Below are 13977 nucleotides of genomic sequence, written 5' to 3'. Positions count from 1 at the left end.
CGGCGCACCCTACTTGAAATAGCGCGCCCGCACCGCCGCCACCGTCGCTTCGCGCAGCAGGCCGATAAACAGCTGCTCCACATCGCTCAGCAATTGGTTTTCCGGGGTGACCAGGTACACCTCGTTGACCGGCAGGTTGGCGTAGGGCGGCAGCTGGAACAGCAGTTTCTGCGCCACGAAGGGCTTGGCCCCTTCCACGGTCAGGGCACCGAAGCCGAGGCCGGCGAGGATCAGGCGGCGCACCTCCTCCTCGTTGGGCGAGACCGCCACCAGGCGCCCCCAGAACTGCTGCTCGGTGCGCACCGAGTTGACCGCGCTGAGGCCCTCGCCGGGCTGGTCGCTCTCGAAGGAGACATAGGCCAGACCGCGCAGGTCCGCCGCGGTCAGGTCCGCGCGACCAAACAGCGGGTGACGCGGGCCGCAGTAGAAGGCCATCTGCTCGTAGCCAATCAGGTCGAAGTGCAGGCCGGTCTGAGCGGTCTTCTTGTTGCTGATGCCGATATGCAGGCTGTCCCGAGCCACCGCGTCGACGATGTCGGCGCTGGGCTGGGAACTGAGGCTGATCAGCACATTGGGATAGAGGCGGTGGAACTGCGCCAGGCTGTCGTCGAAGGGCTGGCAGCTGACATGGCTGGCGACCTGGATATGCAGCTCGCCGAGCACCGCGCCGGCCTCGCCGGCGTACTGCTCGGCCATCTTGTCGATGATGCTACCGGCCGAGGAAATGTACTCGTAGACCCGCAGGCCCTGCTCGGTGAGGGAGAACATGCCCTTCTTGCGCTGGATCAGGCGCATGCCCAGGTGTTCCTCCAGACGCTTGAGGGCATTGCTGACGCTGGGCTGGCTGAGCGACAGCTTGCGCGCCGCGCCGGTGATGCTGCTTTCCTCGACGATCACCAGGAAGGTGTACAGCAGATTCCAGTCCAGGTTGCGCAGCAAACGCTCGCGGGGCGACAGCATGATCGGTAGTTCTCCCAGGCAGGCCGTCATCCCGGCCACTCCGGAGGCAACAGTGCACCGCCCACAGCCCCTAGCGCAAGGCTATAAGGCCATCGAACCTCGTAGGGTGCGCCGTGCGCACCGGCAATCCGCAACCGGCTGGTGCGCACGGCACACCCTACCTGCAGCTCAGTCCAGATCATGGGCCAACAGGTCGACGTACTCGCCACGGCGACGGATCAAGCGGCTGCCCTGCTGCTGGTCCACCAGCACCGCGGCGGCGGACTGGCGGCCGCAGTACTGGCTCATCATCTCCAGGGCGTAGGCCCCCACGTCCAGCAGGGCGATCACATCGCCCAGCGCGGTGGCCGCCGGCAGCTCGCGCAGGTTGGGCTGATGCACCAGCACCTGTTCCAGCACCGCGCGATGCTGGGCCAGCGCCGGTTCCTCGGCGATCAGGTCCGCCACCGCGCCCTCGCCTTCGATGTCGTAGTAGGTGTCGCTGCTGTCGCACAGCGGCCCGGCCATGCGGCAGTGGCGGGTGTCCGGATCATCGGCGCGGGAGGCGTTGAGCATATGGAAGTACCAGCCGTTATAGAGGTCGAACAGCACGCTGTAGCCGGCGTCCAGGTAGAACACCGGGCGGCCCTGGCGCTGCTTGTGCGCCTCGATGCGGGTCAGCAGGATGGCGCTGTCGCTGACCATGCTGCGCCCCGGTTCGACGATCAGCTCGATCTCGCTCCCCAGGGCCTGGGCCATGGGTTTGATCAGGTGTTCGGCGAGCAGGGCGAAGTCGACCCCGGTGCGGTAGTTGGCGCGGTAGTGCGGCGCCACCGAGTCGAAATTCTCCTCGGCGCTGCTGTAGTTCTTCGGGAAGCCGCCGCCCAGGTTCACATGCTCCAGGGCATAGGGCAGGCGCTCGCTGACCTGACGCACGTAGTCGATGAGGAAGTTGGCCTCGGCCTGGTACACCGCAATGTCGGTGACCTGGGTGCCGATATGGGCATGCACCCCCACCAGCTTGAGCGCAGTGGGATGGGCCAGGATCAGCTCGATGGCCTCGGCCTGTTCCGCTGCGGTCATGCCGAACTTGGAGGTCGAGGTGCCGGTCTGCCAGCCGGCGGCGGCACCACCCTGGATCTCCGGGATGATGCGCAGGCTGACCCGCGCCTGCTGACCCAGCTCGGTCGCCACCGCCAGGATGCGCGCCAGCTCCGACAGTGAATCGACGTTGATCGCCTTGATCCCGGCGCCGATCACCTCGCGCAGCTCGCCCAGCTGCTTGGCCACGCCGTTGAACACCATCTGCGCCGGGGCGAAGCCGGCGATCTGCGCCTTGTAGAACTCGCCACCGGAGTTGACCTCCAGATCCAGACCGCTGTCCTTGAACACCTTGAGCACCGCCAGGTTGGCGCAGGCCTTGCTGGCGAAGCAGACCCGGGTGTTGCCGTGTACCCGGCGGAAGTTGTCCAGGATATCCCGGGCGTTATCGCGCAGCTTGGCTTCCGAGTAGACGAACAGCGGCGAGCCATAGCGCTCGACCAGTTCGATGGCGTTGACCCCGTCGATCAGCAGCTGATTGTGGGCACTGTTGAGGTGCTGCTGTCTTTTCCAGGGGTGCAGGGAGACGACTTGGCTCATGCAATTACTCACTTAAACAAGGCAGTTGAAAAATGGCTCGGTAGGGTGGTGCGCGCGGCGCACCCTACGGCTTAGGTCATCAGTACTGGCTCGCCAACAGGCGGCGCAGGTTGTCCGATTGCGGGGCGTTGAACAGCTGTTCCGGGCTGCCCTGCTCCTCGATCCGGCCCTGGTGCAGGTACACCACCTTGGACGACACCTCGCGGGCGAAGCGCATCTCGTGGGTGACCATGATCATGGTGCGGCCTTCCTCGGCCAGCTCGCGGATCACCAGCAGCACCTCGCCCACCAGCTCCGGGTCGAGGGCCGAGGTGGGTTCGTCGAACAGCATCACCTCGGGGTCCATGGCCAGGGCGCGGGCAATGGCCACCCGCTGCTTCTGCCCACCGGACAGGCAGTCGGGGTACATCTGGCACTTCTCCAGCATGCCGACCCGGGCCAGCAGCTTCTTCGCCTGGTCCTCCACCTCATCGCGCGGGCGGCGGTGCACCAGGCAAGGGCCGAGCATCACGTTCTCCAGCACGGTCATGTGCGACCACAGGTTGAACGACTGGAAGACCATGGCCAGGCGCGCCCGTATCCGCTCTATCTGCCGCTGGAAGCGCCGCGAGCGCACCCCGCGGCGGTTGGTACCCAGTTCAAGCTCCTCGCCGTGCACCCGCAGGCGGCCGCTGTCGGGGAATTCCAGCAGGTTCATGCAGCGCAGCAATGTGCTTTTGCCCGAGCCACTGGAGCCGATAATGCTGATCACGTCGTGCTTCTCGGCGGTCAGCGAAACACCCTTGAGCACCTCGATGCCGGCGAAGGATTTGTACAGGTTCTCCACCTGCAGGGCGGTGGTCTGGGGGATGCTGGCAGTCATGGCGACACTCCGGCGGATACGCGCTTCGAGGCGAGTGAAGTGGCAGTGGATGGGGCCTGGCGTACCCGCTGGTGGCGAGTCAGGCACAGCTCCAGGCGGTGCCAGAGCCAGACGAAGGCGCTGGTCATCAGCAGGTAGAGCAGCGCCGCCCAGAGGTACACCGACAGGTCGAAGGTCTGCGAGAAGATGCGCCGGGTCTGGCCCATCACATCGAACAGGGTGATCACGCTGACCACCGCGCTGCCCTTGAGCAGCAGGATGATCTCGTTGCCCAGGGCCGGAAAGGCGATGCGGTAGGCATTGGGCAGGATGATGGTGCGGTACTGGTTGAAGCGCGACAGGCCCATGGCCACGCCCGCCTCGATCTGCCCGTAGGGCACGGCGCGCAGGCCGCCGCGGAGGATTTCCACCTGATAGGCCGTGGAATTGAGAACGAAGGTCAGCAGCGCGCAGTAGTAGGGGTCGCGGAAGAACCACCAGAGCCCCAGCTGGTTCAGCTCGGCGCGGAACTGACCCGAGCCGTAATACACCAGAAACAGCTGGGCCAGCAGCGGCGTGCCACGGAAGAACGAGACGAACAGGCGAATCGGCCAGCGCAGCAGGCCGCGCTCGCTGCAGCGGGCGATGGCCAGGGGCAGCGCCAGGGCGCAGGCCAGCAGCGCGGCGATAACGGTGAGCTGCAGGGTCAGGCCGGCGCCGGCCAGCAACTGAGCGGAGAAGCGCGTGAGGATATCCATCATGCCGCTGCACCTCCGCTACGGTAGCCACGGTTGGCGCGGCGCTCCATCCGGCCCAGCAGGCACTCGCAGAGCAGGCACACCAGCCAGTAGGCCAGGCACACCACGAGGAAGAACAGAAAGGGCTTCTTGGTGGTGCCCACGGCGATATTGGCCATGCGCATCAGGTCGCTGAGGGCGATCACCGAGACCAGGGCGGTGTCCTTGAGCAGGTTGACCCACAGATTGCCCAGCCCCGGCAGGGCCAGGCGCAGCAGTTGCGGCAGCTCGATCACGCGGAAGATGGTCAGCCGGCGCAGGCCCATGGCCTGCCCCGCCTCGCGCTGGCCGCCGTCCAGGGCCTGCCAGGCGCCGCGCCAGACTTCGCTGGAATAGGCGGCGAAGACCAGGCCCAAAGCCAGCACCCCGGCGATAAAGGGGCTCAGTTCCAGAGAGCCGGCCGCCGGGTTGTACCAGCGCAGCAGGGCGTTCAGGCCCATGCCCACGCCGTGGTAGATGATAAACAGGGTGAGCAGCTCGGGCAGGCCGCGCAGGGTGGTGCTGAAAGCCAGGGCCAGGGCCCGCGCCGGGCGAGCGCCAAACAGCACCAGCGCCGCCACCAGCAGGCCCAGCAGCAGGCCGACCGGCAGGGTGGTCAGCGCCAGGGCCAGGGTTACCCCAAGGCCCTGCAGCAACTCGTCGCCCCAGCCGGCGTCACCGAAGCTCAGGTAGGTGAGCCAGTCCATAACAGTTCCTCTTCTCGTTCAGCAGATGGGCCGTGTTGGGCTCACTGCTCCAGGGTCAACAGGTTGACCGAGAAGAACTTGTCGTTGATGGCCTTGTAGGTGCCATCGGCGATGATCGACGCCAGGGCCTGGTTGAGCGCCAGACGCAGCTGTTCGTCTTCCTTGCGTAGCGCCATGCCGACGCCCTCGCCGACATATTTCGGGTCGCTGATCGGTTCACCGGCCAGGCGGCAGCAACTGCCATCGGTGGATTTCCGGGTCCAGTCGAGCATCGGGATCATGTCGCCGACCTGGGCATCCAGGCGTCCGGACACCAGGTCCAGGTTCACCGCATCCTGGGTCGGATAGAGGCGCACGTCGGAGTCGGGGAATCTGGCCATCAGGAAATCGGCCTGGGTGGTCGCGCCCTGGGCGCCGATGGTCTTGCCCGCCATGGCGGTCGGGCTGAAATCCTTGAGTTCGGAATCCTTGGGCACCACGAAGGTCATCGCCGATTTCTGGTAGGGATCGCTGAAGGCGACCTTCTGCCGGCGCTCCTCGGTGATAAACATGGAGGCGATGATCACATCGTACTTGCGCCCCAGCAGCGCGGGGATGATGCCGTCCCAGTCCTGGGCCACCAGGCTGCACTTGGCCTGCATGCGCTCGCACAGGGCCTTGCCGATCTCGATATCGAAGCCGGCCAGCTGGCCGTCGGCGGTGTAGTAGTTGAACGGCGGGTAGGCACCTTCGGTGGCTAGGCGCAGGGTTGGGCCTTCGGCGGCCTGGGCGACAGCGAACGGCAGGGCACCGAGGCTGGCGCAGAGCAACAGGGAGCGGAGAGTCTTATTCATCTTGTTTTCCTCTGGAATCAGGGTTCGCTATGAAGCCGGCCGTCACCTGCAAGCCCACTTCACATCGCACTGGATGACCGCTTGGTCACCGCCGCGAACCAAGAATCCGCCCGCACCTCGCATTTATCAAATGCATATTTATTATGTTATGCATAATCCTGAGCTATGTGTTTATCCGCAAAAACCTTGCGCTCGACACCCTTCATGCAAGGCGGCACCGGGCTGTCGCGCCGCGCTTGAAGCACTGCCCCTGCAGGCCCATGACGAATACCCTCCTTGCTGCCTTTACAAGGGCGCCTTGCCACAGAGGTTGTGAAATAGCGGGCGCCGTAGCGAAACCGTCTCCAGGCGTTCGCAGTAGGCGAGAGTCATGTCACATGCTTCCACGCTGCTGCAGTCGGAGGTTCGGGACGGTGGCAGGCGCATTTCGCTCACGAATCCTCTTCGCGGCAGAAAGCGTGGCCGCTGCGGCGAGCGCCGTGGAGTTGCGAACCTATCCAATTTGTCGCCCCTGACGCTAAAAACCTATAGCCCAAGCCTGCTGCCATGCGGGTCCCGCGCTTTGCCTGCGGGCACGTTTTTTCCTCGCCAGCGAGTACAAAAATCATCATTTCGCCAATCTCCTGCTCCGCTCAGAATGCGGCCAACACCTACAGACAGCCGCACCTGCAGAACAATAAAGATCGGAATCAGAGGAGCCCCACCATGACCGACCTGAATCAAAGCGCCTTGCAGAATTACAGCGACCTGACAGCCGCAAGAACAGAAATCGACACCCTGGTGGTTGGCGCCGGTCAGGCCGGCGTGGCTATCAGCGAGCACCTGAGCAATCTCGGCGTGCCGCACCTGGTGCTGGAGAAAAACCGCATCGCCGAGGCCTGGCGCAGCGGCCGCTGGGATTCGCTGGTGGCCAATGGCCCGGCCTGGCACGACCGCTTCCCGGGCCTTGCCTTCGAGGATATCGACGCCGACGCCTTTGCCCCCAAGGAGCGGGTCGCGACCTATTTCGAAGCCTATGCGCAGAAGTTCAACGCGCCGATCCGCACCGGCGTGGAAGTGAAAAAGGTGGTGCGCAACGCCGACCGCGCAGGCTTTACCGTGGAAACCTCGGAAGGGGTGATCCAGGCCAACCGCGTGGTGGTCGCCACCGGCCCCTTCCAGCGCCCGGTTATCCCGGCGATCGCGCCCCAGGATGAGCGCTTCACCCAGCTGCACTCGGCGCAGTATCACAACCCGCAGCAGTTGCCCGAAGGCGCGGTGCTGGTGGTGGGGGCCGGCTCGTCGGGGGTGCAGATCGCCGATGAGCTGCAGCGCGCTGGCAAGCAGGTCTACCTCTCGGTGGGGCCGCACGATCGTCCGCCGCGCGCCTACCGCAACCGCGATTTCTGCTGGTGGCTGGGGGTGCTCGGCGAATGGGACGCGGAGATCGCCCAACCGGGCAAGGAGCACGTCACCATCGCCGTCAGCGGTTCCCGTGGCGGCCATACCGTGGATTTCCGCCGCCTGGCCCAGCAGGGCATGACGCTGGCGGGGGTGACCAAGGCCTTCGACAACGGCGTGGTGACCTTCCAGCAGGACCTGGCCGATAACCTGGCCCGCGGCGATGAGAACTACCTGGCGCTGCTGGATGCGGCCGACGCCTATATCGCCCGCAATGGCCTCGACCTGCCGCAAGAGCCCGAAGCGCGCAGCATGCTGCCGGACCCGCAGTGCGTGACCCAGCCCCTTGCCGAGCTCGACCTGGCCGAGGCCGGGGTGACTTCGATCATCTGGGCCACCGGCTACGCCGTGGATTTCAGCTGGCTGCAGGTGGATGCCTTCGACGCCAAGGGCAAACCAGTGCACCAGCGCGGCGTGTCCCGCGAGCCGGGGGTGTATTTCCTCGGCCTGCCGTGGCTGTCGCGCCGGGGCTCCAGCTTTATCTGGGGCGTGTGGCACGACGCCAAGCACGTGGCCGGGCATATCGCCACGCAGCGCACCTACCTCGCCTATCGCGATAGCGCGCAGCGCCAGAACGCTGACTGAACCCAGCTTTAGAGCCTGTTACAGAAACCGAATAAAGGAAGCCAGTCGATGCCTACCCATACCCGCATCCGCATGTTCAACACCAAGGCCACCTACCCCAACCAGAGCCTGGACAACGACCTGTGCCAGGCCGTGCGCGCCGGCAATACCGTGTATGTGCGCGGCCAGGTCGGCACCGATTTCGAGGGGCGCCTGGTCGGCCTCGGCGACCCGCGGGCCCAGGCCGAGCAGGCGATGAAGAACGTCAAGCAACTGCTGGAAGAGGCCGGCAGCGACCTCAGCCATATCGTCAAGACCACCACCTACCTGACCGACCCGCGCTACCGCGAGCCGGTCTACCAGGAAGTCGGCAAGTGGCTCAAGGGCGTCTTCCCGATCTCCACCGGCCTGGTGGTCAGCGGCCTGGCGCAGCCGCAGTGGTTGATGGAAATCGATGTGATCGCCGTCATTCCGGACAGCCAGCCGTAAGCGAGATATGTAGGGTGGACGGCTCTTTTTCCGTCCACCGTGTGGCGCATGGTGGATGGGTGAAGCGTCATCCACCCTACCGATTCCAAGGAGTAAACATGACCTTTTCTATCGTCGGTCGCTGCGCCGAAACCGGCCAGCTGGGCATCGCCATCAGCTCTTCCAGCATCGCCGTCGGTGCGCGCTGCCCCTGGCTGCGCGCCGGGGTTGGCGCGGTGGCTAGCCAGAACATCACCCTGCCGGCCCTCGGCCCGCAGATTCTCGACGCCCTGGAAGCCGGCCTGGAACCGGCGGCAGCGCTGGACCTGGCGCTCAGCCGCAACGGCTACAGCCAGTATCGCCAGGTCGCGGTGCTCGACAGCCAGGGCCGCAGCGCGCTGTTTTCCGGCAGCGAAGCCCTGGGACAGCACAACGCCGTGGCCGGCGAGCAATGCGTGGCGGCCGGCAATTTGCTGGCGGCACCTGTGGTGATCACCGTCATGGTCGCAGCCTTCGAACAGACCCCGGGCCAACTGGCCGATCGACTGCTGGCGGCGATGCACGCGGCCATGGCCGCCGGCGGCGAGGCGGGCCCCGTGCATTCGGCGGCGCTCAAGGTGGTCGGCGACCTCACCTGGCCGATCATCGACCTGCGCGTGGACTGGGCCGAGACCAACCCGATCGGCGCGCTGGATCAGCTCTGGCAGGCCTACCGGCCGCAGATGCAGGACTACATCATCCGCGCCCTCGACCCCACCGCCGCGCCCAGCTATGGCGTGCCCGGCGACGAGTAACGAGCAACCCCGGCGGTGCGCGCGGTGCACCAATCACCGCGACCGGTAGGGTGCGCCGCGCGCACCAATCACCTGTCCTTGGAGACAAGCCCCATGCCCAGCAGCCGCGACCTCCTGGCCCAGCTGATCGCCTTTCCCACCGTCAGCCGCGACTCCAACCTGGCGCTGATCGAATTCGTGCGCGACTACCTGAATGAGCTGGGCGTGGCCTGCGTGCTGGATTACAACGCCGAGCGCAGCAAGGCCAACCTGTTCGCCACTATCGGCCCCAGCGACCGCGGCGGCGTGCTGCTGTCCGGGCATAGCGATGTGGTGCCGGTGGAGGGCCAGGCCTGGACACTGCCGCCTTTCGAGCTGAGCGAACGCGACGGCAAGCTGTATGGCCGCGGTGCGGCCGATATGAAGGGCTTTATCGCCTGCGTGCTGGCCGCCGTGCCACGTTTTCTCGCCCAGCCGCTGCGCCTGCCGGTGCACCTGGCATTTTCCTACGACGAGGAAGTCGGCTGCCTGGGCGTACGCTCGCTGCTGGCCGAACTGCAACAACGGCCAAACAAGCCTGCGCTGTGCATTATCGGTGAGCCCACCGAACTCAAACCCGTGCTCGGGCACAAGGGCAAGCTGGCCATGCGCTGCCAGGTGCAGGGCGCGGCCTGCCATTCGGCCTATGCGCCGCAGGGGGTGAATGCCATCGAATACGCCGCCAGGCTGATCAACCGACTCGGCGAGATAGGCCAGCGCCTGAGCGCAATCGAGCGCCAGGATGCGCGCTTCGACCCGCCCTACTCCACGGTGCAGACCGGGCTGATCCAGGGTGGCCGGGCGCTGAATATCGTCCCGGCCGAATGCCAGTTCGACTTCGAGGTACGCGCCCTGCCCAGCGACGATCCGCAGCGGGTCGCCGAGGAGCTGCGCGCCTACGCCGAAACTGAATTGCTGCCACAGATGCATGCAGTGAGCACGGCCAGCGCCATCGCCTTCCAGCCGCTATCGGCCTACCCCGGCCTGGCCACAGAGCCGCACAGCGAGGCCGCGCAACTGCTGGCGCTGCTGGCCGGCAGCCGCGACTTCGGCACGGTGGCTTTTGGTACCGAGGGTGGGCTGTTCCATCAGGCCGGCATTGCCACGGTGATCTGCGGCCCCGGCAGCATGGAGCAGGGCCACAAGCCGGACGAATTCGTCAGCCTCACACAGCTGGCCGGCTGCGGCGCCATGCTCGCGCGCCTGGCCGACTGGCTGCAGGAGAACGCCTGAGTCACCCTTGGCCCGCCAGCCGGCTTCACGAGCGGTTGGCGGGCGTTCATGGCTTGCGTACAAACGTAGCCCCCCACAAATGCGAGCTGCAACAGTTAGCAGGCCGTTGAAAAATGCAGGCGAGGCAGCCAAGACGAGGCCACTTTTAACGCAGTATTGGCAACGTAAGCGGTTTTTCAACAGCCTGTTAGCCTAGCGCGGTCTGGGCTGTCGCCCGCCTGCCGTCGCAGGTTCAGCCGATGCTCAGGGCGCTCCCGGCTCCTCGACCTCGTGCCAGTCGCTGTCCGGATCGAACAGGGTCATGGCCCTGGCCTGCTTGTCGCCGTCCGGGCCGCTATCGCTCTCGAACACCTGGCCGTCGTGACTGATCATGAAGCTCATCACGCCGCTGTCGCCATACTCGGCCGGCCAGGTGATCAGGGCGAAACCGCGGCTCATGTTGTCGCCGAGCTTGTAGCTGTAAGCGCCGCCGGGCGCCGACGGGCCTTGGCCGTCGAGGATGCGGTAGTGATAGCCGTGCCACACGCCGTCCGGCAGGTCGTCGCCAAACAGCGGGCCGAGCGGGCTTTCCTCGATACCCGGCTCCTCGGGCCAGTACAACCCATCGTACTGGCCGTCGCTGCTCATGAACTGCTGTGCGTACTCGAGCACGCCGTCGCCGTCGCGGTCGACCTCGGCGTAGTCCATCTGCGCATCATGGTAGGCCCGCACCGACTGGATGGTGGCCAGCTCGTTGCGACCGATGCGGCGCGCGCGAATCTCTTCGCCGCCGGCCTTGGTGTCGAAGCGCCAGCCGTCCGTGCCCTGGATGAGCGGCAGCGGAAAGATCCAGGGCGTGTTGCCGACCACCAACTGCGCGCGTCCTGGCGCAGCGGGCTGGATCGCGTGTTTTTCCCTGTAGAGGGCAAGGAAGGCATCGACATCCTTGCGTTCGATAGCGTCGGTAGGGATCCAGGTCTGCCAGTCGTCACCGAGCAACGCGGCCAGGCGCTCGGGATCGCCCTGCGTCGTACCCAGCGCGACGACCAGCGCCTCGGCGGCGCTATCCGGGTTGGCAAAGGCTTGCTGGGCGCGGGCGTCCAGCGCCAACAAGGTCAGCAGCGCGGGAACGATCATTCGGCATAGGGCATTCATGGCGAGCCTCCTACTCAGCGCCGACGGGCGCCACCTCGGGAAGATGAGCGGACAGGGCGCTGCACCGGCCGGCTGCTGCGCTCCGCCCGCGGCCGACTGGCGGTGGCACGACTGGTTTCGCCGCGGCTGATATTGACGCGCGACTGGGCGGGATTGCGGGCATCGGCGAAGGCATTGTCGCGCGTGCGCTGGGCGCTGGAATGCTGCTGACGGGCCTGCTGGCGGGCCTGCGAGCTGCTTTGCGCACGCTGGCGCGGCTGGGCACTGGCCTGGGCGCGCTGCGGCTGGTTGCGCAGATCGCGGTCGGCTCGCTGGGCCCGCTCGCGCGCCTCGCGGTTGCTGGTGGCCGGGGCCTCGATACCACGCTGGCTCAGACTCTGGCGGGCCCGCTCGCGGTCGGCGCTGCGTGCCGGATCGCGGCCGCGCAGGGCATCGCGCTGTTCGCTGCCGGCCAGGCGCTGGCCGTATTGCTCGCGGCTGGCACGGTCGCGGTAGGGCACGCCGTCGCGATTGACCGCGTTGTGCTGCCACTTGTTCTGGTTGGCGTTGATCTGCCGGTTGCTATTGATGTTGTTGTAGCGGTTGACGTCGATGTCGACGTCGCCGCGGCCCCAGTTGCAGTCGCCCCACAGCGAATCGATGATCGCTACGCCGGCGGCGAAGCCCAGGCCGGCGACCAGCGCGGAACCGAAGTAGTAGCCCGGTGGCGGCGGGTAATACACCGGCGGATAGGACGGATAAGGCCAGCTGCCATAAACCACGGTCGGGTTGTAGCTGGGCACGTAGACGACCTGCGGATCGGCCGGCTCGATGATGATGGTCTGACTGGCGGCCGGTTGCACCACCGTGGTCGTGCTGGCCGGTGCCGCAGGCTGCACGGTGACCGTTTGTTGCTCGTTGGATTGGAGGTTACCGGCAGCTTGCGCCTGGCGACGCAGGCGCTGCACCGAGTCCATCACCGCGTCGGGCTGGGCGAGGAAGGCATCGCCGACGCGCTGCACCCAGGCCGGATCCTGACCCAGGGTGACCAGCACCGCCGGGAAGGCGACCAGCGACTGCACGCTCGGATCCCAGGGCTGGTCCGCCACCTGGCGCACGGCGGCGTCGCCACTGGCGTCCGGATGCGCCTTGGACCAAGTCACGGCGTCGGCGACATTGCCGGGATAGGTCGAGGCCATCAGCACCTGGGCCAGCAGGGAATCCGGATACAGCGCCAGCGGCGCCAGCATCTGGTCGAGCTCCTCCGCGAGGAACACCGTTTCGACCTGATCCGTGCCGGCAGACACACCCGCCGCTGCGGGGACGGGGGCGGTCTGCGCGGCGGAGTGGGCGTCCCGGTCCGGCCAACCGGAGAGAACCAGCCAGGCAAGCAGGACGGTGCTGAAACGATGACAACTAGGCATGACGCTTCTCCTTGCAAGGGAAAGCGAGGCTGAACACTGGGGCTGGGTGATCGCCGTCGGCAGCTGGCCGGCAGCCAAGAGAGCATAGGTGGTTTTTCTAGAGAACGCTGGGGGCCAGGTGGGTGATTCGGTGCGGTTACTGCGGCCTGGCCGGCCTTACCTCGAGCCCGTCGAGCTCAGCTGCGCCTTGCAGAATTCGACGAACAATTGCGCCGGCTTGGTCAGTTGCGCGCGTTTCAGCCAGGCGGCGGCCAGCCCTGAGCTGGTCACCGGTTCGGCGATATCCACCATCACCACCCTCTTGCCGTCGTAGGTGCATTCCGAGTGCGGCCGGGTCACCAGCAGGGAAAAGCCGAAGCCCTGGCCGACCATGCCGCGCACCATCTCGATGGACGGCGAGCTGAAGACGATATTGGGCGTCAGGCCCAGCTCCTCGAACAGACTGACGAAATAGCTGCGGCTCGGCTGCACGTCGAGCAGGATCATTGGTTCGAGGCACAGGTCGCGCAGCGACACCTGCACCTGACTGGTGAAACGGTGGCCCTCGGGCAGCAGGGCATAGGGCTTCTGCGCCGCCATCAGCGCCTCGCACTCGATGGTCGCGTCTAGGTCATGGTCGTAGAGGATCGCCAGATCGAAACGCCCGGCGGTCAGGCCCTGCAACAGTTCCTGCTGCTCGCCGTCGCGGATGCGAATTTCCACCCCCGGGTAGAGCGCGTTGAAACCGGCGATCAGGCGCGGCAGGTAGAGCGGCGCCACGGTCTCGAAGCAGCCGATATCGATCTGTCCGGCCACCATTTCATTGTCGGCCAGGGCGTTCTGCTCGAACTCGTGGGCCATGCGCAGCAGCTCCTGGGCCTTGCGGTAGAAGCGCGCGCCACCGGGTGTGAGCGATACGCCCTGGGCATGGTGGCGGATCAGCAATTGGACGCCGAAACTCTCTTCCAGGCCCTTGACCGCCGTGGAGATCGACGGCTGGGCGATATACAGCTTGCGCGACGCCTCGGCCACGCTGCCGGCTTCCACGGTGGTGACGAAATACTTGAGCTGGCGCAGGGTATAGGCGGCCATGGGGTACCTCCTCGATTGCGGCCTGCTGGCCGTCTTGTGATGATCTTACCGAAAGCCAACATACCCCAGCCCGGGCTTCTCGCCTGCCCAGTTTTTTCATGGCCTGCGAGCATAT

Annotated in this window: 13 protein-coding genes; 4 read left to right on the top strand and 9 right to left on the bottom strand. The window is 66.0% G+C overall.

The genetic code is table 11. The features are described from left to right. Positions 1 to 9 precede the first annotated feature (9 nt). The 6 genes from G9C89_RS10055 to G9C89_RS10030 form a co-directional block, all read right to left on the bottom strand. On the bottom strand, positions 10 to 990 hold the full coding sequence (locus G9C89_RS10055) for a LysR family transcriptional regulator (protein WP_218575923.1): 981 nt from the start codon (positions 988 to 990) through the stop codon (positions 10 to 12). Positions 991 to 1128: 138 nt separating this feature from the next. Continuing rightward, positions 1129 to 2580 carry a diaminopimelate decarboxylase gene (gene lysA / locus G9C89_RS10050; RefSeq protein ID WP_172147734.1) on the bottom strand — a complete coding sequence of 484 codons (1452 nt, stop codon included), beginning with the start codon at positions 2578 to 2580 and terminating at the stop codon, positions 1129 to 1131. Positions 2581 to 2659: 79 nt separating this feature from the next. Next, on the bottom strand, positions 2660 to 3442 hold the full coding sequence (locus tag G9C89_RS10045; protein ID WP_172147733.1) for an ATP-binding cassette domain-containing protein: 783 nt from the start codon (positions 3440 to 3442) through the stop codon (positions 2660 to 2662). Further along, complete coding sequence (locus G9C89_RS10040; protein WP_172147732.1) at positions 3439 to 4182, bottom strand: ABC transporter permease; 744 nt, start codon at positions 4180 to 4182, stop codon at positions 3439 to 3441. The genes G9C89_RS10045 and G9C89_RS10040 overlap by 4 nt, the downstream gene beginning before the upstream one ends. After that, positions 4179 to 4904, bottom strand: coding sequence for an ABC transporter permease (locus G9C89_RS10035; protein ID WP_172147731.1), 726 nt, complete (start codon positions 4902 to 4904; stop codon positions 4179 to 4181). Before G9C89_RS10035 ends, G9C89_RS10040 begins: the two co-directional genes overlap by 4 nt. Before the next feature lie 41 nt (positions 4905 to 4945). After that, complete coding sequence (locus G9C89_RS10030; protein WP_172147730.1) at positions 4946 to 5737, bottom strand: ABC transporter substrate-binding protein; 792 nt, start codon at positions 5735 to 5737, stop codon at positions 4946 to 4948. Positions 5738 to 6442: 705 nt separating this feature from the next. Here G9C89_RS10030 and G9C89_RS10025 point away from each other — a divergent pair. From G9C89_RS10025 to argE, 4 genes are all read left to right on the top strand, one after another. After that, on the top strand, positions 6443 to 7762 hold the full coding sequence (locus tag G9C89_RS10025) for a flavin-containing monooxygenase (protein WP_172147729.1): 1320 nt from the start codon (positions 6443 to 6445) through the stop codon (positions 7760 to 7762). Between the two features lie 48 nt (positions 7763 to 7810). Beyond that, complete coding sequence (locus G9C89_RS10020; protein WP_172147728.1) at positions 7811 to 8230, top strand: RidA family protein; 420 nt, start codon at positions 7811 to 7813, stop codon at positions 8228 to 8230. A 98-nt stretch (positions 8231 to 8328) separates the two neighbouring features. Continuing rightward, positions 8329 to 9003, top strand: a complete 675-nt coding sequence (locus G9C89_RS10015; protein WP_172147727.1) for a DUF1028 domain-containing protein — start codon at positions 8329 to 8331, stop codon at positions 9001 to 9003. A 93-nt stretch (positions 9004 to 9096) separates the two neighbouring features. Further along, entirely contained in the window at positions 9097 to 10254 is a 1158-nt protein-coding gene (argE, locus tag G9C89_RS10010) for an acetylornithine deacetylase (RefSeq protein ID WP_172147726.1), read from the top strand. Between the two features lie 243 nt (positions 10255 to 10497). Here the strand turns inward: argE and G9C89_RS10005 are convergent, their stop codons facing one another. The 3 genes from G9C89_RS10005 to G9C89_RS09995 all read right to left on the bottom strand — a co-directional run bounded on the left by G9C89_RS10005 (position 10498) and on the right by G9C89_RS09995 (position 13862). Beyond that, positions 10498 to 11388 (bottom strand): DUF2950 domain-containing protein, encoded by an 891-nt coding sequence (locus tag G9C89_RS10005; protein WP_172147725.1) that lies wholly within the window; start codon positions 11386 to 11388, stop codon positions 10498 to 10500. A 14-nt stretch (positions 11389 to 11402) separates the two neighbouring features. Next, positions 11403 to 12791 carry a DUF3300 domain-containing protein gene (locus G9C89_RS10000; protein ID WP_172147724.1) on the bottom strand — a complete coding sequence of 463 codons (1389 nt, stop codon included), beginning with the start codon at positions 12789 to 12791 and terminating at the stop codon, positions 11403 to 11405. A 156-nt stretch (positions 12792 to 12947) separates the two neighbouring features. Then, on the bottom strand, positions 12948 to 13862 hold the full coding sequence (locus tag G9C89_RS09995; RefSeq protein WP_172147723.1) for a LysR family transcriptional regulator: 915 nt from the start codon (positions 13860 to 13862) through the stop codon (positions 12948 to 12950). Positions 13863 to 13977 lie beyond the last annotated feature (115 nt).

The sequence above is a fragment of the Pseudomonas tumuqii genome (assembly GCF_013184545.1).
GTDB lineage: Bacteria > Pseudomonadota > Gammaproteobacteria > Pseudomonadales > Pseudomonadaceae > Aquipseudomonas > Aquipseudomonas tumuqii.
This window is presented reverse-complemented; position numbering and strand designations above follow the sequence as displayed.

What these genes read in the sequence shown, in the direction of transcription:
- G9C89_RS10055 (WP_218575923.1), bottom strand. Translation starts at nt 990, where the DNA reads ATGACGGCCTGCCTGGGAGAACTACCGATCATGCTGTCGCCCCGCGAG.
- lysA (WP_172147734.1), bottom strand. Translation starts at nt 2,580, where the DNA reads ATGAGCCAAGTCGTCTCCCTGCACCCCTGGAAAAGACAGCAGCACCTC.
- G9C89_RS10045 (WP_172147733.1), bottom strand. Translation starts at nt 3,442, where the DNA reads ATGACTGCCAGCATCCCCCAGACCACCGCCCTGCAGGTGGAGAACCTG.
- G9C89_RS10040 (WP_172147732.1), bottom strand. Translation starts at nt 4,182, where the DNA reads ATGATGGATATCCTCACGCGCTTCTCCGCTCAGTTGCTGGCCGGCGCC.
- G9C89_RS10035 (WP_172147731.1), bottom strand. Translation starts at nt 4,904, where the DNA reads ATGGACTGGCTCACCTACCTGAGCTTCGGTGACGCCGGCTGGGGCGAC.
- G9C89_RS10030 (WP_172147730.1), bottom strand. Translation starts at nt 5,737, where the DNA reads ATGAATAAGACTCTCCGCTCCCTGTTGCTCTGCGCCAGCCTCGGTGCC.
- G9C89_RS10025 (WP_172147729.1), top strand. Translation starts at nt 6,443, where the DNA reads ATGACCGACCTGAATCAAAGCGCCTTGCAGAATTACAGCGACCTGACA.
- G9C89_RS10020 (WP_172147728.1), top strand. Translation starts at nt 7,811, where the DNA reads ATGCCTACCCATACCCGCATCCGCATGTTCAACACCAAGGCCACCTAC.
- G9C89_RS10015 (WP_172147727.1), top strand. Translation starts at nt 8,329, where the DNA reads ATGACCTTTTCTATCGTCGGTCGCTGCGCCGAAACCGGCCAGCTGGGC.
- argE (WP_172147726.1), top strand. Translation starts at nt 9,097, where the DNA reads ATGCCCAGCAGCCGCGACCTCCTGGCCCAGCTGATCGCCTTTCCCACC.
- G9C89_RS10005 (WP_172147725.1), bottom strand. Translation starts at nt 11,388, where the DNA reads ATGAATGCCCTATGCCGAATGATCGTTCCCGCGCTGCTGACCTTGTTG.
- G9C89_RS10000 (WP_172147724.1), bottom strand. Translation starts at nt 12,791, where the DNA reads ATGCCTAGTTGTCATCGTTTCAGCACCGTCCTGCTTGCCTGGCTGGTT.
- G9C89_RS09995 (WP_172147723.1), bottom strand. Translation starts at nt 13,862, where the DNA reads ATGGCCGCCTATACCCTGCGCCAGCTCAAGTATTTCGTCACCACCGTG.